Origin of the sequence: Thaumasiovibrio clandestinus (genome assembly GCF_047250365.1) — a bacterium.
Classification (GTDB): Bacteria; Pseudomonadota; Gammaproteobacteria; order Enterobacterales; family Vibrionaceae; genus Thaumasiovibrio.
The window spans coordinates 1-18,944 of the sequence record NZ_JBLBVL010000005.1 but is presented as its reverse complement, the minus strand read 5'-3'; the positions used below and the strand labels follow the sequence as shown (position 1 = coordinate 18,944).

Below are 18,944 nucleotides of genomic sequence, written 5' to 3'. Positions count from 1 at the left end.
CGTTCTGGTTAATCATCCAAGCCAAGCGCTGTGCGAATTTGAGCAAGTGTTTCCTGCTCACCGTTATGAGCAGCTTGCTGTAACGCACGAGTCGGTGCATGAATGAGTTTATTAGTTAATTTGTTGCTTAGTTCTGCCAACAGTTTTTCCGGATCGCCACCCTTTTCTAGTGACTGAAGGGTTCGATGCAATACGTCTTGCCGTATCTTCTCTGACTGCTGTCGATACTGCTTAATACTGTCTACAGCTTCGAGTGAACGCAACCAGTGCATAAAATCTGCACTTTCTTGGTTAATAATAACGTCTGCATCTAGTGCTGCCGCTTTACGCTGTTCGATATTTTTATCAATAATCGACTGCAGATCGTCGACAGTATAAAGGTAGATGTCGCGTAAGTCGCCTACTTCTGACTCGATATCTCTTGGTACCGCAATATCTACCATTAACATGGGTTGGTATCGGCGCTTTTTCAAGGCATTTTCTACCATCCCTTTACCCAAGATCGGTAACGGGCTGGCAGTGGAACTAATTACGATATCAGCACGGTGCATATGCAATGGAATATCGGGTAGCCCAATCAGTTCAGCACCAAACTCACGCGAAAGATGTTGTGCATTGCTCGGGGTACGATTGGCGACAATTAACGTACGGCAACCATGTTCGTAGAGATGCCGGGCGACCAGTTCTATGGTTTCGCCCGCCCCCACCAATAATACGCTTGTTGCACTGAGTGATTCAAAAATTTGCTTTGCCAATGCACAAGCGGCAAAGGCAACCGATACGGCGTTACCACCAATATCTGTTTCGGTGCGCACCCGCTTCGCGACGGTGAAGGTTTTTTGCAATAGCTTTTCGAGTAATCCTTGCACTGCATGATGCTCACGCGCTGTGCTATAGGCATGCTTAATCTGACCAAGAATTTGTGGTTCACCAAGCACCAACGAGTCGAGCCCGCAGGCCACCCGCATAAGGTGCCCTACCGCAAATTCGTTCTCATGCAGATACAAACTTGGCATTAAGTCTTCTAAACTAATGCCATGAAATTGGCCAAGCCAGTCAATCAACCCATGATTTCCAGGCGTTTTTAACTGACAATAAATCTCAGTGCGATTGCATGTCGAGACGATCACGCTGGCGTCAACCTGCTTATTGGCGGCTAATTCCGTTAGCGCGTTTGACATTTTTTCCGGCGAAAAAGCGACTTTTTCTCGCAATTCGACCGGCGCTGTCTTGTGGTTAATTCCGATTACAAGCAGGGTCATGGGGTGTTGGTTAATACTCTCAACGATTATTCTGCAATGTTAACAGGGATTTTACTTGATGCACCCTACGAATAAAAGCAAACTATTTTTAACCTTGTAACCAATGGATGTAACTTGTGACCTCAATATCATCTAAAATCTCGTTTTTAAAACCGATATTTGTCGGGCTATGTGCGCTTTATCTTGCTGGCTGTAGCACGCTGCCTGAACCAAGTAACACCGTGTGGCAGGCCCATCAGGAGCAACTCAACGCCCTTTCTCACTATACTGCCAAAGGGCGCTTTGCTTATCGCGATCCTGAGCAACGCTTTAGTGCTAGCCTGTTTTGGGCGCAAGAAGCAACTGAGCGCCGTTTTCGCTTAACCAGTTTTGTTGGCAAAACCCTACTCGCGGCAGAGCAATCATCAACACAAGTGACGTTAACGGATGTCGATGGTGAGCAACACATTGGCGATGATATTAATACGATGACTCAACAGCTAACCGGTTTAATCATCCCTGTCAATGAACTATCCGACTGGCTTATCGGTTTGCCTACTGGGGCCGATCACTACTCGTTAAATGCGCAACAGCGCCTGGCTGAGCTCAGCATGACACGTCAAGGCCGTACTTGGCAATTGACCATTGAGCAGTATGACTACCGTCATACGCCAGCGCTACCATCAACGCTGACCTTGCACAGCGGCGATTTAAAAATGACTTTACAATTGAATCAATGGGAACTGAAATAATGCCACACCCCACCGTTTGGCCATCGCCAGCAAAACTTAATCTCTTTTTGTACATTAATGGACAACGTCCTGATGGCTATCACGAACTGCAAACGCTATTTCAATTCTTAGACCACGGTGATGAGCTCACCATTATCCCCAATGATACCGGGGCGATAACTATCACACCGGCACTGCAAGGTGTTCCTCTGGAAAGCAATCTGATCTACAAAGCAGCAATGGCGTTAAAAGCGGCAGCGCACTGCCCATTCGGGGCCGAGATTGCCATGGATAAGCGCCTGCCAATGGGAGGTGGCCTGGGTGGTGGTTCGTCAAATGCTGCCACCACATTGGTCGCGCTTAATCACCTCTGGAATACTCAACTCACCACCGATGAGTTGGCTGCTATTGGCGTTAAGTTAGGTGCCGATGTTCCGGTATTTGTTCGCGGTCACGCTGCGTTTGCTGAAGGGGTAGGCGAAATTTTACAACCCGCAGACCCACAAGAGCACTATTACTTGGTCGTCAAGCCCTCGGTAGATGTCTCAACCGCCGCAATATTTAACCATCCGGCGCTAACACGAAACACCCCAAAACGAGATTTAGCGACGCTATTGAGCTCAAAATACGGAAACGATTGCGAAAAGATCGTCACAGAACTGCATCCGGAGGTTGCTAAGGCGCTTTCGTGGCTGCTAGAATACGCGCCGTCAAGATTGACCGGTAGCGGCGCTTGTGTTTTCGCTGAGTTTGAGTCTCGCCAACACGCCGATGCTGTTTTTAACATTTTACCCGACTGGCTTGACGGCTTTGTTGCTAGGGGTGTTAACACCTCACCTTTGCTAACAAGGCTACTAAATTTATGAGCCAGCACCCATTTTTTGGACGCAACCCTGAGGTTTCCACCGTGCCTGATATGAAGCTGTTTGCTGGTAACGCGACACCAGAACTAGCCCAACGCATCGCTGATCGTCTATACATCTCTTTGGGAGATGCATCTGTAGGTCGTTTTTCTGATGGTGAGATTGCAGTACAAATTAATGAGAACGTTCGTGGTAGCGACGTTTTTGTTATCCAGTCTACCTGCGCACCAACTAACGACAACCTAATGGAACTGATCGTAATGATCGATGCCCTGCGCCGCGCTTCTGCAGGTCGTATTACCGCTGTTATTCCTTACTTCGGATATGCACGCCAAGACCGCCGTGTGCGCTCATCTCGTGTGCCAATTACTGCAAAAGTGATTGCTGATTTTCTGTCAAACGTTGGCGTTGACCGCGTTCTAACGATCGATCTTCACGCTGAGCAGATCCAAGGTTTCTTCGATGTTCCTGTCGACAATATCTTCGGTTCTCCTGTTTTGCTTGAAGACATGCAAGAGAAAAATCTAGAGAACCCAGTAGTGGTTTCTCCTGATATCGGTGGTGTTGTACGTGCACGTGCAACGGCGAAACTGCTTGATGATACCGACATCGCGATTATCGATAAGCGTCGTCCACGCGCTAACGTTTCTCAGGTAATGCACCTGATTGGTGACGTAGAAGGCCGTGATTGCATTATCGTTGATGACATGATCGATACTGGCGGCACATTATGTAAAGCGGCTGAAGCATTAAAAGAGCGTGGTGCGAAGCGCGTATTTGCTTATGCTACGCACGCGGTATTCTCTGGTAATGCCCCACAGAACATTAAAGACTCTGTGATTGATGAAGTGATTGTTACTGACTCAATTCCATTGAGCGAAGAGATGCTTGCCACGGGTAAAGTGAAGCAACTGACACTCTCTCGCATGCTGGCTGAGGCTATTCGCCGCATCAGCAACGAAGAGTCAATCTCTGCAATGTTCAATGCGTAAGTAACTTTCGCTTTGACCATGCCTCGCACCCCGCTTCGGCGGGGTGTTGTCGTTTAGGCCGAAGATTGTGTTACCATATGCCTCTTTTTTGAACCTATCACTGTTGAGATATCATTTGTGAGCAGCTCCATTCGCCTTCTGGTCGGGTTAGCGAACCCGGGTCGAGAATACGAACGTACTCGCCATAACGCGGGTGCTTGGGTCGTTGAAGAACTGGCCCGAATACACAATGTTACGCTAAAAGAAGACCCAAAGTTCTTTGGCTTAACTGGCAGAATCACCATGGGTGGCAGCGATCTTCGCCTGCTTATCCCGACAACGTTTATGAACTTGTCTGGAAAGTCTGTTTCCGCCCTAGCGAAGTTTTACCAGATCCCCGTTGAAGAGATCATGGTCGCGCATGATGAGCTAGACTTGCCTCCAGGTGTGGCTAAGTTTAAGAAAGGCGGTGGACACGGTGGCCACAACGGGCTGCGTGATATCATCAGCAAAATGGGTAACAATAAAGATTTTTACCGTCTTCGCCTTGGCATTGGCCATCCCGGAGACAAAAACCGAGTCGCTGGTTTTGTACTAGGAAAAGCACCCGCCAAAGAGCAGGAGTGCATAGATGCCGCCGTTGATGAAGCAACGCGCTGCATGGATATCTTATTAAAAGATGGCCTCACCAAAGCACAAAATCGTTTACACACGTTTAAAGCTGAACAGCTTTAACTGAATCATTACCAAAGGGTTCCATCAATGGGTTTTAAATGCGGTATCGTCGGTCTACCAAACGTAGGTAAATCAACACTGTTCAATGCGTTAACAAAAGCAGGAATTGAAGCGGCTAACTTCCCTTTCTGTACTATTGAACCAAATACAGGCGTTGTTCCTGTTCCAGATCTTCGTCTAGATGCGCTTGCAGAGATTGTTAACCCTGAGCGTATTTTGCCAACAACCATGGAGTTTGTTGACATCGCGGGTCTGGTGGCTGGCGCATCAAAAGGTGAAGGACTTGGTAACAAATTCTTGGCCAATATTCGCGAAACCGATGCTATCGGTCATGTTGTGCGCTGTTTCGAAAACGAAAACATTGTTCACGTTGCGGGTAAGATTAACCCATTAGAAGATATTGAAGTGATCAACCTTGAGTTGGCACTGTCTGATCTTGATACATGTGAGCGTGCGATTTTCCGCCAAGCTAAGCGCGCGAAAGGTGGTGATCAAGAAGCGAAATTTGAGACCGCAGTTCTACAAAAGATGCTACCAACGTTAACAGAAGGTGGTATGGCTCGTTCAATCGAACTGAGCAAAGAAGAGTTGGCAGCGATTGAGTACCTAAACTTCCTAACGCTAAAACCAACCATGTATATCGCGAACGTAAGCGAAGATGGCTTTGAAAATAATCCATATTTAGAGCAAGTTCGTGAGCATGCAGCAAAAGAGAACGCCGTTGTTGTTCCTGTTTGTGCCGCTATCGAGTCAGAAATTGCTGAACTTGATGACGCAGATCGGGAAGAGTTCTTAGCCGACATGGGAATTGAAGAGCCGGGACTTAACCGTGTTATTCGCTCTGGCTACGAGCTATTAGACCTGCAAACGTATTTCACTGCTGGTGTAAAAGAAGTGCGCGCATGGACAATTCCTGTCGGTGCAACTGCTCCTCAAGCTGCAGGTAAGATCCATACCGACTTCGAGAAAGGCTTTATCCGCGCAGAAGTGGTTGGTTACGATGCCTTTATCGAATTCCGTGGTGAAAACGGTGCAAAAGATGCCGGTAAATGGCGTCTAGAAGGCAAAGACTATATCGTTAAAGATGGTGACGTGGTTCATTTCCGCTTCAACGTTTAAAATTTAGCCACGAAATTGCGTATCAGAAGCCATCTCTTTTTGAGGTGGCTTTTTTATTTTATCGAAAAACGATTAGCGGTTGGCTGCCATTTAATCATTCCAACACTTGAGTTTATCGCTCCAATAAATTGAAAGTGATGACATGGCCAGTAGCACGTAAAAACAGGGCTTTTATTTTAACCATTTATTGCTGATAGATACGACGTTTTGTCGAAATAAACAGCGAACAGATTAGAATTGCCGTTTTCTGCAAAAAAACAGTTGACGGTTTTTTCTGAGATGAGCATAATGCGCCCCGTTCCCGACACGACGGCATCGAAAGAAAACATCGGTCTGGAACAATGAAATTTGAGAAATGGCTACGTAGCTCAGTTGGTTAGAGCACATCACTCATAATGATGGGGTCACAGGTTCGAATCCCGTCGTAGCCACCATTCTCCTTCTCTTAAAGTATTTAGAGAAGTCACAATTTAAATGTTGCACTAAACTCTCACCCTCATTGAGTGGTAAGTTTATTAATGTAGCACACTCTTTTATAGAGTCAGTAGGGCTATCGCCAAGCGGTAAGGCAGCGGCTTTTGATGCCGCCATTCCCTGGTTCGAATCCAGGTAGCCCTGCCATATATTTTAAGGTATACTGCAACGCTCTTTGTAAGAGTGACGCGTTATACAGGATGGCTACGTAGCTCAGTTGGTTAGAGCACATCACTCATAATGATGGGGTCACAGGTTCGAATCCCGTCGTAGCCACCATTCTTTTATTGCACTTGATGCAATAAGCTTAATGATGATTCATTAAGTGACAATTTGTGCGCGGGTGGCGGAATTGGTAGACGCACCAGATTTAGGTTCTGGCGCCGTAAGGTGTGAGAGTTCAAGTCTCTCCCCGCGCACCATTACTTCCTTAGGAAGTTTGTCTTAATAAGACAACCCTGCAGGGCTATCGCCAAGCGGTAAGGCAGCGGCTTTTGATGCCGCCATTCCCTGGTTCGAATCCAGGTAGCCCTGCCACTATTTAACATAGTGGCTTTAAAATGTGAAAACAGATAGAAGCAATTATGTTCGAGTGGCTACGTAGCTCAGTTGGTTAGAGCACATCACTCATAATGATGGGGTCACAGGTTCGAATCCCGTCGTAGCCACCATTTACATCATGGGTTTGAGAAATCAAACCATGCAAATAGATATGCGGAAGTGGCGGAATTGGTAGACGCACCAGATTTAGGTTCTGGCGCCGCAAGGTGTGAGAGTTCAAGTCTCTCCTTCCGCACCATATCTAGTAATAACATAGCTAGTTACCCATTAGTTATCGTTGATTACGCTAGGGCTATCGCCAAGCGGTAAGGCAGCGGCTTTTGATGCCGCCATTCCCTGGTTCGAATCCAGGTAGCCCTGCCATTTTGCTTTAAGTTGTTCCCTAACGGCTTAAATAGAAAGGCAATACAATTTGTGCGCGGGTGGCGGAATTGGTAGACGCACCAGATTTAGGTTCTGGCGCCGTAAGGTGTGAGAGTTCAAGTCTCTCCCCGCGCACCATCTCTTCTTTTCTTTACCAGTTAAGAGTGATGTAAAACAAAATTTGCGGAAGTGGCGGAATTGGTAGACGCACCAGATTTAGGTTCTGGCGCCGCAAGGTGTGAGAGTTCAAGTCTCTCCTTCCGCACCATATTTAGTAGTAACGTTGCTAACGATATTACGCTAGGGCTATCGCCAAGCGGTAAGGCAGCGGCTTTTGATGCCGCCATTCCCTGGTTCGAATCCAGGTAGCCCTGCCATTTTGCTTTAAGTTGTTCCCTAACGGCTTAAATAGAAAGGCAATACAATTTGTGCGCGGGTGGCGGAATTGGTAGACGCACCAGATTTAGGTTCTGGCGCCGTAAGGTGTGAGAGTTCAAGTCTCTCCCCGCGCACCATCTCTTCTTTTCTTTACCAGTTAAGAGCGGATGTAAAACAAAATTTGCGGAAGTGGCGGAATTGGTAGACGCACCAGATTTAGGTTCTGGCGCCGCAAGGTGTGAGAGTTCAAGTCTCTCCTTCCGCACCATTTAAAAAAACCAGCTTCGGCTGGTTTTTTGCTATCTGCTTTTTCTATTTGTACTCAGTCACGCTTACCTTCATTTATAACCCCATCGCATAACGCAGAGCCTGTCGTTTTAGTGGACCCGCATGGTTCGCGATCAATAGTCCAGTATTGCGCAAAAGCTTAGCTGGCAGCAGATCATTACTAAATGCCTTGTAAAACAGATCCATGGCAGATTGCATCATCAGGTTATCTGGTCGACGCTGTTGTGCATATTGTTGGAGTAGCGAGCCTGGTGAGGAGAAATCGTCCACCTTGGCACTCAAGGTTAATAACGCTTCAACATCTTTAAAGCCGAGGTTGACCCCCTGCCCCGCTAATGGGTTTATCGTGTGTGCGGCATCGCCAATCAAGACAACGCGGTGATGATGGTATTGCTGGGCATGGCGTCGTGTTAATGGGAAGTGACCATGCTTCTCAATGCTGAACTCCCCTAGCTCTGCTGGAAAGGTGGTTTGAATTGCGCGGGTTAATTGCTCGTCTGACAGACGGCTTAGTTGGGCAATCCGTGATGGGCTGTCATACCAGACTAGTGAGCCGTGTTGCTCTGCTAACGGCAGAAAGGCACGCGGCCCTTGCGGGGTAAACTGTTGCCATGTGATATCTTGCTGCGGCAACGCTGACTTAATGTTGATCAGCATGCAATGGTGACGATAATCCCAACTGGTCACGCCAATTCCCACCGACTGACGAACACGCGATAATGCCCCATCTGCGGCTATGACCATTTTTGCTTGATAACACTGCCCATTATCAAGCGTGACTTCTGCATAGTCGGGCTGACTATTTATGCTGCGCATGCGCTGCGGCACTTCCAATGCAAGATTGTCATAGTGATGAAACTGTTGCCATAACGCCAATTGCAATAATCGATTCTCGACAATATAGCCTAACCAGTCTCGATTTAGCTCTTTTGCCTCAAAACGGGTACGACACGCTGGATTGTCCCATGCCTCTAAACGCTGATAAGGGCAAAGGCGCATTTCCTGCAGTGCGTCCCATGCGCCGAGCTGTTGCAGCAGCGCAACACTCTTGGCTGAAATAGCCGAAACCCGCAGGTCCATTGGCTGAGAAGAAGCATATTCGGTGGGCGGCTGCCCTTCGATTAAAACCACGTCCTTTCCTTGCTGCGCCAACCCCAGCGCTACTGCAGCCCCTACCATGCCGCCCCCAACGACAATGCACTCGATTTTCTTCATGTTACATCCTTGTTTCAATTCCCTTCGTGAGTGTAACAGAAACGCCTTTTTACGTATTGTCTTTATGAAGATGCCTCGCTCCTTAACATTTATCTTTCATTGGCAATGAATATCCTGATGGCGATGATCTAGTCAGCGGGGCTTTAAAGCAGTACAATACGCGGCTTGCTATCGATGAAGCCACGGTATAACTGGCTGGCACATCGGCACAAATGCATATTTTGAGGTGCTTTTGAGCACCATAAAAGCAATCATTTTTAAGTAAAAACGAAGAGTTAGACATGGCGAAAAAACTGCTGATTAGAACTTGGGGCTGCCAGATGAACGAATACGATTCATCAAAAATGGCCGATTTGCTAAATGCCGCTAACGGCTATGAGCTTACCGAGGATCCGGAAGAAGCAGATGTGTTGCTCCTAAATACTTGCTCAATCCGCGAAAAGGCACAGGAAAAGGTCTTCCATCAATTGGGACGCTGGAAAAATCTGAAAGATAAAAAACCTGATCTTGTGATTGGTGTAGGTGGCTGTGTAGCGACGCAGGAAGGCGATCATATCCGTCAGCGTGCGCCTTATGTCGATGTCATCTTCGGCCCACAAACGTTGCACCGTCTGCCAGAGATGATCAAACAATCATCTAGCGATCACGCGCCAGTAATGGACATCTCGTTCCCAGAAATTGAGAAGTTTGATAACTTGCCTGAGCCTCGTGCTGAAGGGCCAACTGCCTTTGTTTCCATCATGGAGGGGTGCTCTAAGTACTGTACGTACTGTGTGGTGCCTTATACGCGTGGCGAAGAAGTTAGTCGACCTATGGACGACGTCCTGTTCGAAATCGCACAGCTGGCAGAGCAAGGCGTACGTGAAGTTAACCTTCTGGGTCAAAACGTTAACGCTTACCGTGGCGCAACACACGATGATGAGATCTGTAGCTTCGCGGAGTTACTGCGCTATGTCGCGGCTATCGACGGTATTGATCGTATTCGCTTCACCACCAGCCACCCGATTGAATTTACCGATGACATCATCGCGGTTTATGAAGATACGCCAGAGTTGGTTAGTTTCCTGCACTTACCAGTACAGAGCGGTTCTGATCGTATTCTCACCATGATGAAGCGCCCACACACCGCGATTGAATATAAATCTATCATTCGTAAGCTACGTAAAGCACGTCCTGATATTACTATCAGCTCTGACTTTATCGTTGCCTTCCCTGGTGAAACGGATAGCGACTTCCAAGCAACAATGAAGCTGATCAAAGACGTCGATTTCGACATGAGCTTTAGCTTTATTTTCTCGGCACGCCCTGGTACTCCAGCGGCAGACTATCCGTGCGATCTAGCCGAAGAGACGAAAAAACAACGTCTGTACGAACTTCAACAGCAAGTGAACAGTCAGGCTATGCGTTATTCACGCCAAATGCTTGGCACAGAACAGCGTATTTTGGTGGAAGGACCATCGAAAAAAGACCTGATGGAACTACGTGGCCGTACAGAAAACAGCCGTGTGGTTAACTTTGCTGGCTCTGCTGACTTGATTGGTCAGTTTGTTGATGTGAAGATTACTGATGTGTTTAGTAACTCGCTACGCGGAGAGCTGATCCGCACTGAAGCTGAAATGGACTTACGTGTCGCTGTATCACCCTCTGAAGTGATCGAAAAGACACGTAAAGAAGATGATTTGGGTGTAGGGGTATATACTCCTTAATAGACCCGTTAAACACTGCCAGTCTGCGATAACAACATTGTCGATTAGGCTGGCAGTCTAATGTGAGGCAACATTGAGCAAAATTATTACCCTCGAGCTAGCACTCGAACCTGCGGATAACCAACGCTTATCCAGTCTTTGCGGTCCCTTTGACGACAACATCAAGCACCTTGAGCGTCGTTTAGGTGTAGAAATCAACTACCGTAGTAACCAATTCTCGATTGTCGGTAAGCCCCATTCTGCCGAAGCTGCTGTTACCATTCTGAAAGATCTCTACGTCGAAACAGCCCCCGTTCGTAATACCTTTCCTGATATTGAACCTGATATGATTCATTTAATGATCAAAGAGTCGGGCATACTCGAGCAATCTGAAGAGTCGAGCATACCTTACGGCAAAGAGATCAATATCAAGACCAAAAAGGGTATTATCAAACCACGTACCCCAAATCAAGCGCAGTACGTCGCGAATATGGTAACGCACGACATTACTTTCGGTGTCGGTCCAGCGGGTACAGGTAAAACCTACCTCGCTGTTGCGGCAGCGGTTGATGCACTTGAGCGCCAAGAAGTCCGTCGTATTCTCCTTACTCGCCCAGCGGTTGAGGCGGGTGAAAAACTCGGTTTCCTACCTGGCGATCTTTCTCAAAAGGTCGACCCTTACCTGCGCCCTCTCTACGATGCGCTATTTGAAATGATGGGCTTCGAGCGTGTGGAAAAGCTCATTGAGCGCAATGTGATTGAAGTCGCACCACTGGCTTATATGCGTGGTCGTACTCTGAATGATGCTTTCATTATTCTTGATGAGAGCCAGAACACCACAGTGGAGCAGATGAAAATGTTCCTCACCCGTATCGGCTTTAACTCTCGCGCTGTCATTACTGGTGATGTCACACAAATTGACTTACCACGCCACGCCAAGTCGGGCTTACGCCATGCTATCGAGGTGTTGTCTGACGTCGATGAGATCAGCTTTAACTTTTTCTTGTCGGATGATGTCGTTCGCCACCCCGTGGTTGCTCGTATCGTCCAAGCCTATGATGTGTGGGAGGCCGACGAGTTGAAAAACAAGAAAGAGGCCGAAAAGCGCCGTGCTGAACAGCAAGAAAAGCTGCAACAAGCCGCAATTGAAGCCGTGGTGTCTAAAGTAACAGAGAGCAACCCATCATGAGTTACTATCTCGATCTGCAAATCGCAACTGAAGAGACCAACAATCTGCCATCAGAGGCCGATTTGCACCGCTGGTTTAGTGCCGCAATTGGTGAGCAGCGTGAAGAAGCCGAGGCAACGATCCGTATCGTTGATGAAGCAGAGAGCCATACGCTTAATCACACCTACCGTGGCAAAGACAAATCCACCAATGTCCTCTCATTTCCGTTCGAATCCCCACCCGGCATTGAGCTTCCTTTGCTTGGCGATATGATTATTTGTCGCCAAGTGGTTGAGCATGAAGCAACGGCACAACAAAAGCCGCTTATGTCACATTGGGCACACATGGTTGTACACGGCACCTTGCATTTGTTAGGTTATGACCATATAGATGATAATGAAGCAGAGGAAATGGAAGCCTTAGAAACTGAAATCATGCAATCGCTTGGGTTTGAAGACCCTTATGCAGCAGAAAAGTAGCACTGCCCTTTTTTGCTTAATTGCATGATGCAGCTAAATAAATCCTATTACTTCCACTGTATCTGAAGGCGCGATGCGCCTTCCCATGTGTGCTACCACACGTCTGGTAGCGTTTTTTACTGTAGAAGAAATGAACGACGACAACTCTCAAAATTCGGACGGTCCGAGTAGAAAGACCTTCTTTGAACGCCTAGGACAACTATTTCAGGGAGAGCCTCAAAACCGCGAAGAGCTGGTCGAGGTATTCCGTGATAGTGAAGAGAATGACCTGATTGATCACGATACGCGCGATATGCTCGAAGGTGTGATGCAAATCTCTGAAATGCGGGTTCGTGATATCATGATCCCACGCTCTCAAATGGTCACTATAGAACGCTCAGAGAAGGTTGAAGACCTCATTGATCTTATCATTGACTCAGCGCACTCTCGCTATCCGGTGATCAGCGAGGATAAAGATCATGTCGAAGGGATCCTGCTGGCTAAAGACTTATTACGTTATTTACGCCATGACAGTGACCCGCTTAATATCGATACGATCTTACGCCCTGCGGTGGTTGTTCCTGAAAGCAAACGGGTTGATCGCCTGCTTAAAGAGTTTCGCGAAGAGCGCTACCACATGGCCATTGTGGTCGATGAATTTGGTGGTGTCTCGGGTGTCATTACGATTGAAGATATTTTGGAAGAGATCGTCGGCGAAATCGAAGATGAATTTGACGATGAAGAAGAACAAGATATTCGCAAACTCAGTAAGCACACCTTTGCGGTAAAAGCACTCACCACTATCGATGATTTTAACGAAATTTTTCACACTTCGTTTAGTGATGAAGAAGTCGATACCGTCGGCGGCTTGGTAATGACCAGTTTTGGTCACTTGCCCGATAAAGGCGAGGTGGTCGATATTGCTGGGTATACCTTCAAAGTGAGTGCGGCTGACAGTCGTCGTATTGTCCAACTTCAGGTCACCGTGCCTGAAGGGGGAAAAAAACCTAATATTAGTTAACGGAGCATGACTGCCTGATGCAATCTGCCTATGTTTCTCTCTTACGGCCCGTTGGGGCCGTTTTTGCTGGCGCTCTCGCCACCCTCGCTTTCGCCCCTTATGGTTATTGGCCTCTCACCACGCTATCTGTGGCATTACTGTTATGGCTACTCATGGAACAATCGCCCAAACACGCGGCGATAGTGGGTTTTTCATGGGGAATGGGTCTGTTTGTCACTGGTATCAGCTGGGTACATGTCAGTATTGCTGACTTCGGTGGATTACCCGTCATACTGGGCTGGCTCATGATGGCTGTTCTCATTGCCTACCTTGCACTCTTTCCCGCACTATTTGGCTACCTTTTTCGACGTCTGTTTTCCACGTTACCCCCTGCCTACCAGTTACTGCTGTGGGCACCAATACTGTGGTTACTGCTGGATTGGTTGCGTGGCTGGTTATTCACTGGTTTCCCTTGGCTGTGGCTTGGCTATTCACACATTAATGGCCCCTTAGCCCCCCTTGCCCCCCTTGCTGGCGTAGAGGCAATTACCTTAGCAATTGTGTTCTTTTCTGCCTGTCTCGTACTGCTGTTAAAATATCGCCAGAAAACGGCGTTGTTGGTGGCGGGATTACTTAGCCTTTGTGTTGCGCTCAGTTCACTGCCAACTTGGGTCAGCCCAAACAGTGATAACCCCATTGATGTCGCCCTTATCCAAGGCAACATCGCACAAGAGTTAAAATGGGTACCCAGTCAGCGCTGGCCAACCTTGATGCGCTATGCAGATCTCAGCCGCGAAAACTGGGATGCGGATATTATTGTCTGGCCAGAAGCAGCGATTCCAGCATTAGAAGAGGAAGTGGGGATGTTCCTTTCCCGCATGGACGATGCCGCTCGGCTCAACAATACGACCTTAATTACAGGGGTGTTGGATCATGTTGGCAACAATGTGTTTTATAACAACATCCTCACGCTCGGTAATAACGGGCTACGCGCATACGACTACGAGACGGCACAACGCTACAGTAAGCACCACTTACTGCCTTTTGGTGAGTTTGTACCGTTTGAGTCCTTCTTACGCCCATTAGCACCAATATTTAATTTGCCCATGTCATCCTTTAGTCGCGGTGACTATATTCAACCCAACCTCGTCGCAGGTGATACGCATATTGCGCCTGCACTTTGTTACGAAGTGGCGTTTAATGAGCAAGTGCGCCGCAATGTCACGGATGAAACTGACATCCTGCTTACGTTATCTAATGATGCGTGGTTTGGCACTTCAATTGGCCCGTATCAGCATCTCGAAATTGCTCAGATGCGTGCGCTTGAGCTAGGAAAACCGATGATACGTGCCACCAATACGGGGATTACCGTACTTATCGATCACGATGGCAAAATCAGCGCTTCCGCACCACAGTTCCAGCAAACGGTACTGCGCGATACGCTGATCACAACGACAGGGCAAACGCCCTATCATCGTTACGGCTCAAGACCCATCCAGATCTATTTGCTGATCATGCTCGGCATACTGTTATTTAAACAACGCCAGCAGCACCTTGCTGCCTGTTGCCAGTGACCACTCAGGCCACAACGTCTTGTGGCCTGATTTCATCATTTTTTATAACAGCGTCGAAAACAGGGAGAAAAAACGGTTTTTTTCTGGTCATATCAAGCAGAATGTTTAGCTATCTCATTTACGCTCATCTAAAAAGGAATCGATCGATGAAACGCGTCTCTTGGCTTTTTGTTGCACTGTTTAGCTTCTTTTGTCTCTCACCCCTACATGCCGCATCCAGTAACCCAGAGGTGAATATTGCAGTTCAGCGTTTCGCTCAAGCACCGGAATCCGCGCATTTCTTTAACGCCAGTTACGGCTATGCCGTTTTCCCTTCCATCGGTAAAGGGGGCTTTTGGGTTGGCGGTGCTTACGGCAGTGGCGAGGTTTACCGAGATAATCAGCTCCAAGGCAACAGCAAGCTAATGCAGCTGTCTATTGGCTTTCAATTTGGTGGGCAGGCCTATAGCCAAATCGTCTTTTTCCAAGACAAGCGCGCCTATGATCGCTTTACCAGCGGCAGCTTCGAGTTCGATGCTTTAGCGTCTGGCACTGCAATTACTGAGAGCGCCTCTGCGCGAGCAGGAACACAAGGCGTTGCTGCGCAAGCTGGCGAGCACAGCAAGCATGCTGGATTTGCCAATGGAATGGCCGTATTTACCTATACCAAAGGCGGGCTCATGATCGAAGCCTCTCTCGCAGGGCAAACGTACTCGTTTACCCCGCTACGTGCGAATGCGATTTAACACGCTATTGCTTTGGGCCCAGCCTTGTGCTTTGAGGGCCTTGCCGACATCGCGGGTTATTAAGGCTCAAACGCTTTACGGGTGAACTGGTTATGCCCGCACTTTGAACAAGGTGCCACGTACTGGGGATGATGATATATCTCTTGGTGCTGGCACTTCTCACACACCAATACCCCTAATCCTACCATCTCTCCGACGTTGTATACGCCTTGATGCTCAAGATCGGTAAACACTTCGCGCCATTCCAACTGGGTCTTGTCAGTAATATCTGCCAAGCTTTGCCAAATGGTATTGACGATGGTTTGATAAAATGGACTGGAGCTTAATGGGTAGTCTTGCTTATCTGCTTCACGACCAAACTCCTTCATGTCGCGCTTTAGGTACTGATTGATAAGCTCCAATTCATCCTTGGTCATGTCTGAAGCCGCTTTAATGACCTCTTCGCTGGTTTCAACCCACTCCTTAAATGCTTCGGGGCTCTGCTTTAACGCCTGCTTGGCTTCTTCCAGCATGGCTTCATAACGCTCTTTTTGCTTAGGCATAACATCCCTCCCTTATGTGCTCTTTGTACTGCCCGAGTAGACTCGACCCAGCAAGAAGAACATCAACACAACTTCGTACGTCTATAGCTTAATTATTACGTACAACACTGCGTTTCACCGACATTAAACTGAAATTGACATCGCAACTCACATTGTGTACTTGTTGACATGCTCTGCTTTAGTTATTCTATGCCGATTAATTAAAATGTGTTTATAACAAACTCACACTTCCTGGATGCCATCGATGCAAGAACAATATCGCCCACAGGACATTGAACAAAAAGTTCAAGAACACTGGGACAACAACAAAACGTTTGTCGTTACTGAAGACGCCAATAAAGAAAAATTCTACTGTCTATCTATGTTCCCGTACCCAAGTGGTCGACTACACATGGGCCATGTACGTAACTACACCATCGGTGATGTGATTTCTCGTTACCAGCGTCTACAAGGCAAAAACGTGATGCAACCTATCGGTTGGGATGCGTTTGGTCTTCCAGCTGAAAATGCGGCAGTAAAAAACAATACTGCACCAGCACCGTGGACATACGAAAACATCGACTACATGAAAAACCAGCTGAAACTGCTGGGCTTTGGGTACGATTGGAACCGTGAGTTTGCTACTTGTACGCCTGAGTACTACCGTTGGGAACAAGAGTTCTTCACTAAGCTTTACAACAAAGGGCTCGTTTATAAGAAGACCTCTTCGGTTAACTGGTGTCCAAACGACCAAACCGTACTGGCTAACGAGCAAGTAGAAGATGGTTGCTGCTGGCGTTGTGATACCCCAGTAGAGCAAAAAGAGATCCCACAGTGGTTTATTAAAATCACCGAGTACGCACAAGAGCTTCTTGACGATCTAGACAACCTTGACGGTTGGCCTGAAATGGTAAAAACCATGCAGCGCAACTGGATTGGCCGCTCTGAAGGTGTAGAGCTGTCTTTCGCTGTTAACGGTGAAGACGCGCCTCTAGAGGTTTACACCACACGTCCTGACACGCTAATGGGTGTTTCTTACGTTGGTATCGCAGCAGGTCACCCCCTGGCTGAGAAAGCGGCTAAGAACAACCCTGAGCTTGCTGCATTCGTTGACGAATGTCGTAACACCAAGGTTGCTGAAGCAGAGCTTGCGACAATGGAAAAGAAAGGGATGGATACTGGCCTAACGGCAATTCACCCTCTTAATGGCCGTGTTGTGCCTATCTACGTCGCTAACTTCGTACTGATGGATTACGGTACTGGCGCGGTAATGGCTGTTCCTGCCCACGATCAGCGTGACTTTGAGTTTGCAACTAAGTACGGTATCGACATCATCCCGGTTATCAAGCCTGAAGATGGTAGCGAACTAGACGTGTCTGAAGCGGCTTACACAGAGAAAGGCGTGCTTTTCGATTCTGGTGAATTCGATGGTCTTGCATTCCAAGAGGCATTTGATGCCATAGCTGCCAAGCTTGAAGCGGAAGGCAAAGGCAAGAAAACCGTAAACTTCCGTCTACGTGACTGGGGCGTATCACGTCAACGTTACTGGGGCGCACCAATCCCTATGGTCACCACCGCTGACGGTGAAGTTCACCCTGTACCGGCTGACCAACTGCCTGTCATCTTGCCTGAAGATGTGGTGATGGATGGTGTAACCAGCCCAATTAAAGCCGATAAAGCCTGGGCCGAGACCACCTTTAACGGCGAACCCGCTCTACGTGAGACCGACACCTTCGATACGTTCATGGAGTCATCTTGGTACTACGCACGTTACTGTTCTCCACAAGCAGATGACATTCTAGACCCAGAAAAAGCAAACTACTGGCTACCAGTGGACCAATATGTTGGTGGTATCGAGCACGCGTGTATGCACTTACTGTACTCACGCTTCTTCCATAAGCTTCTTCGTGATGCGGGTTATGTTACCTCTGATGAACCCTTCAAGCAGCTACTTTGCCAAGGCATGGTACTGGCTGATGCATTCAGCTTTACCACCGAAAAAGGCGGCAAAGAGTGGGTGGCACCAAATGAAGTGACTATCGAGCGTGATGCAAAAGGCCGTATCGAAAAAGCCGTAGACAAAGACGGTCGCAATGTTGAGCACTCAGGCATGATTAAGATGTCTAAGTCGAAAAATAACGGTATCGACCCACAAGAGATGGTGGATAAGTTTGGTGCCGATACTGTGCGCCTGTTCATGATGTTTGCCTCACCTGCGGACATGACCCTTGAGTGGCAAGAGTCTGGCGTTGAAGGAGCAAACCGCTTCTTGAAGCGTGTTTGGAAACTGGTTCGTGAGCACACTGCAAAAGGCGAAACAGAAGCACTGGATATCGCTAGCCTAAACGCAGATCAAAAAGCACTACGTCGTGATATTCATAAGACTATCGCGAAAGTCAGTGATGATATCGGTCGTCGTCAAACGTTTAACACTGCTATCGCAGCCATCATGGAACTAATGAACAAGCTGACGAAAGCAAGCCAAGAGAGCGCACAAGATCGCGCCCTATTGGACGAAGCATTAAAAGCTATCGTGCCGATGCTTTACCCTATCACTCCACACATCTGTTTTGAGATGTGGGAAGCGCTAGGTGAATCGAATGTAGACCATGCTGAGTGGCCACAAGCTGATGCTGCTGCATTGGTTGAAGATGAAAAGCTTATCGTCGTGCAAGTAAATGGTAAACTGCGTGCGAAGATCACCGTTGCTGCTGATGCTTCAAAAGAGGCCGTCGAAGCGATGGGTCTTGCTGATGAGCACGTGGTTAAATTCACGGAAGGCAAAACCATCCGCAAAGTGATCTATGTACCGGGTAAACTATTGAATATCGTTGCCAATTAATCTGACATCGATATAACAATTTATAACCAACC

General features: G+C 47.7%; 15 protein-coding genes and 13 tRNA genes. 25 read left to right on the top strand and 3 right to left on the bottom strand.

Annotated elements, in window-relative coordinates; all coding sequences use genetic code 11:
- Positions 1–8: 8 nt before the first annotated feature.
- Entirely contained in the window at positions 9–1,262 is a 1,254-nt protein-coding gene (hemA, locus tag ACKLNH_RS08965; protein WP_413111918.1) for a glutamyl-tRNA reductase, read from the bottom strand.
- A 116-nt stretch (positions 1,263–1,378) separates the two neighbouring features.
- On the opposite strand from hemA, the gene lolB reads away from it, so the two are divergent.
- The 18 genes from lolB to ACKLNH_RS08875 all read left to right on the top strand — a co-directional run bounded on the left by lolB (position 1,379) and on the right by ACKLNH_RS08875 (position 7,704).
- Positions 1,379–1,993, top strand: a complete 615-nt coding sequence (gene lolB / locus ACKLNH_RS08960) for a lipoprotein insertase outer membrane protein LolB (protein WP_413111917.1) — start codon at positions 1,379–1,381, stop codon at positions 1,991–1,993.
- Entirely contained in the window at positions 1,993–2,838 is an 846-nt protein-coding gene (gene ispE / locus ACKLNH_RS08955; RefSeq protein WP_413111916.1) for a 4-(cytidine 5'-diphospho)-2-C-methyl-D-erythritol kinase, read from the top strand. The genes lolB and ispE overlap by 1 nt, the downstream gene beginning before the upstream one ends.
- Positions 2,839–2,879: 41 nt before the next feature.
- Positions 2,880–3,827 (top strand): ribose-phosphate pyrophosphokinase, encoded by a 948-nt coding sequence (locus tag ACKLNH_RS08950; RefSeq protein ID WP_413112137.1) that lies wholly within the window; start codon positions 2,880–2,882, stop codon positions 3,825–3,827.
- 117 nt (positions 3,828–3,944) lie between these two features.
- A complete protein-coding gene (gene pth / locus ACKLNH_RS08945) occupies positions 3,945–4,541 on the top strand; it encodes an aminoacyl-tRNA hydrolase (RefSeq protein WP_413111915.1) in 597 nt (198 codons plus the stop codon).
- A 27-nt stretch (positions 4,542–4,568) separates the two neighbouring features.
- Positions 4,569–5,660: a redox-regulated ATPase YchF gene (gene ychF / locus ACKLNH_RS08940; protein WP_413111914.1), complete on the top strand. Its 1,092-nt coding sequence runs from the start codon at positions 4,569–4,571 to the stop codon at positions 5,658–5,660.
- A 357-nt stretch (positions 5,661–6,017) separates the two neighbouring features.
- Positions 6,018–6,094, top strand: a tRNA-Met gene (locus ACKLNH_RS08935).
- Between the two features lie 112 nt (positions 6,095–6,206).
- Positions 6,207–6,281, top strand: a tRNA-Gln gene (locus ACKLNH_RS08930).
- A gap of 55 nt (positions 6,282–6,336) precedes the next feature.
- Positions 6,337–6,413, top strand: a tRNA-Met gene (locus ACKLNH_RS08925).
- A gap of 58 nt (positions 6,414–6,471) precedes the next feature.
- Positions 6,472–6,556, top strand: a tRNA-Leu gene (locus ACKLNH_RS08920).
- Between the two features lie 40 nt (positions 6,557–6,596).
- Positions 6,597–6,671: transfer RNA gene (locus ACKLNH_RS08915), tRNA-Gln, on the top strand.
- A gap of 57 nt (positions 6,672–6,728) precedes the next feature.
- Positions 6,729–6,805: transfer RNA gene (locus ACKLNH_RS08910), tRNA-Met, on the top strand.
- A gap of 43 nt (positions 6,806–6,848) precedes the next feature.
- A tRNA-Leu gene (locus ACKLNH_RS08905) sits at positions 6,849–6,933 on the top strand.
- Between the two features lie 50 nt (positions 6,934–6,983).
- Positions 6,984–7,058 (top strand) — tRNA-Gln (locus tag ACKLNH_RS08900).
- 53 nt (positions 7,059–7,111) lie between these two features.
- Positions 7,112–7,196, top strand: a tRNA-Leu gene (locus ACKLNH_RS08895).
- A gap of 45 nt (positions 7,197–7,241) precedes the next feature.
- A tRNA-Leu gene (locus ACKLNH_RS08890) sits at positions 7,242–7,326 on the top strand.
- A gap of 34 nt (positions 7,327–7,360) precedes the next feature.
- A tRNA-Gln gene (locus tag ACKLNH_RS08885) sits at positions 7,361–7,435 on the top strand.
- A 53-nt stretch (positions 7,436–7,488) separates the two neighbouring features.
- Positions 7,489–7,573, top strand: a tRNA-Leu gene (locus ACKLNH_RS08880).
- 46 nt (positions 7,574–7,619) lie between these two features.
- Positions 7,620–7,704 (top strand) — tRNA-Leu (locus ACKLNH_RS08875).
- A 74-nt stretch (positions 7,705–7,778) separates the two neighbouring features.
- Here the strand turns inward: ACKLNH_RS08875 and ACKLNH_RS08870 are convergent.
- Positions 7,779–8,939 carry a 2-octaprenyl-3-methyl-6-methoxy-1,4-benzoquinol hydroxylase gene (locus tag ACKLNH_RS08870; RefSeq protein ID WP_413111913.1) on the bottom strand — a complete coding sequence of 387 codons (1,161 nt, stop codon included), beginning with the start codon at positions 8,937–8,939 and terminating at the stop codon, positions 7,779–7,781.
- A gap of 281 nt (positions 8,940–9,220) precedes the next feature.
- On the opposite strand from ACKLNH_RS08870, the gene miaB reads away from it, so the two are divergent.
- From miaB to ACKLNH_RS08840, 6 genes are all read left to right on the top strand, one after another.
- Positions 9,221–10,645: a tRNA (N6-isopentenyl adenosine(37)-C2)-methylthiotransferase MiaB gene (gene miaB / locus ACKLNH_RS08865; protein ID WP_413111912.1), complete on the top strand. Its 1,425-nt coding sequence runs from the start codon at positions 9,221–9,223 to the stop codon at positions 10,643–10,645.
- Positions 10,646–10,718: 73 nt separating this feature from the next.
- Complete coding sequence (locus tag ACKLNH_RS08860; RefSeq protein ID WP_413111911.1) at positions 10,719–11,813, top strand: PhoH family protein; 1,095 nt, start codon at positions 10,719–10,721, stop codon at positions 11,811–11,813.
- Complete coding sequence (gene ybeY, locus ACKLNH_RS08855; RefSeq protein ID WP_413111910.1) at positions 11,810–12,271, top strand: rRNA maturation RNase YbeY; 462 nt, start codon at positions 11,810–11,812, stop codon at positions 12,269–12,271. The genes ACKLNH_RS08860 and ybeY overlap by 4 nt, the downstream gene beginning before the upstream one ends.
- A gap of 130 nt (positions 12,272–12,401) precedes the next feature.
- Entirely contained in the window at positions 12,402–13,271 is an 870-nt protein-coding gene (gene corC / locus ACKLNH_RS08850) for a CNNM family magnesium/cobalt transport protein CorC (RefSeq protein WP_413111909.1), read from the top strand.
- 14 nt (positions 13,272–13,285) lie between these two features.
- Complete coding sequence (lnt, locus tag ACKLNH_RS08845) at positions 13,286–14,824, top strand: apolipoprotein N-acyltransferase (protein ID WP_413112136.1); 1,539 nt, start codon at positions 13,286–13,288, stop codon at positions 14,822–14,824.
- A 146-nt stretch (positions 14,825–14,970) separates the two neighbouring features.
- Positions 14,971–15,549, top strand: coding sequence for a lipid-binding SYLF domain-containing protein (locus ACKLNH_RS08840; protein ID WP_413111908.1), 579 nt, complete (start codon positions 14,971–14,973; stop codon positions 15,547–15,549).
- A 59-nt stretch (positions 15,550–15,608) separates the two neighbouring features.
- Here ACKLNH_RS08840 and ACKLNH_RS08835 read toward each other — a convergent pair whose 3' ends face one another.
- Positions 15,609–16,091 carry a zinc ribbon-containing protein gene (locus ACKLNH_RS08835; protein ID WP_413111907.1) on the bottom strand — a complete coding sequence of 161 codons (483 nt, stop codon included), beginning with the start codon at positions 16,089–16,091 and terminating at the stop codon, positions 15,609–15,611.
- A 244-nt stretch (positions 16,092–16,335) separates the two neighbouring features.
- Between ACKLNH_RS08835 and leuS the strand changes: the two genes are divergently transcribed.
- Positions 16,336–18,912 carry a leucine--tRNA ligase gene (leuS, locus tag ACKLNH_RS08830; protein WP_413111906.1) on the top strand — a complete coding sequence of 859 codons (2,577 nt, stop codon included), beginning with the start codon at positions 16,336–16,338 and terminating at the stop codon, positions 18,910–18,912.
- Positions 18,913–18,944 lie beyond the last annotated feature (32 nt).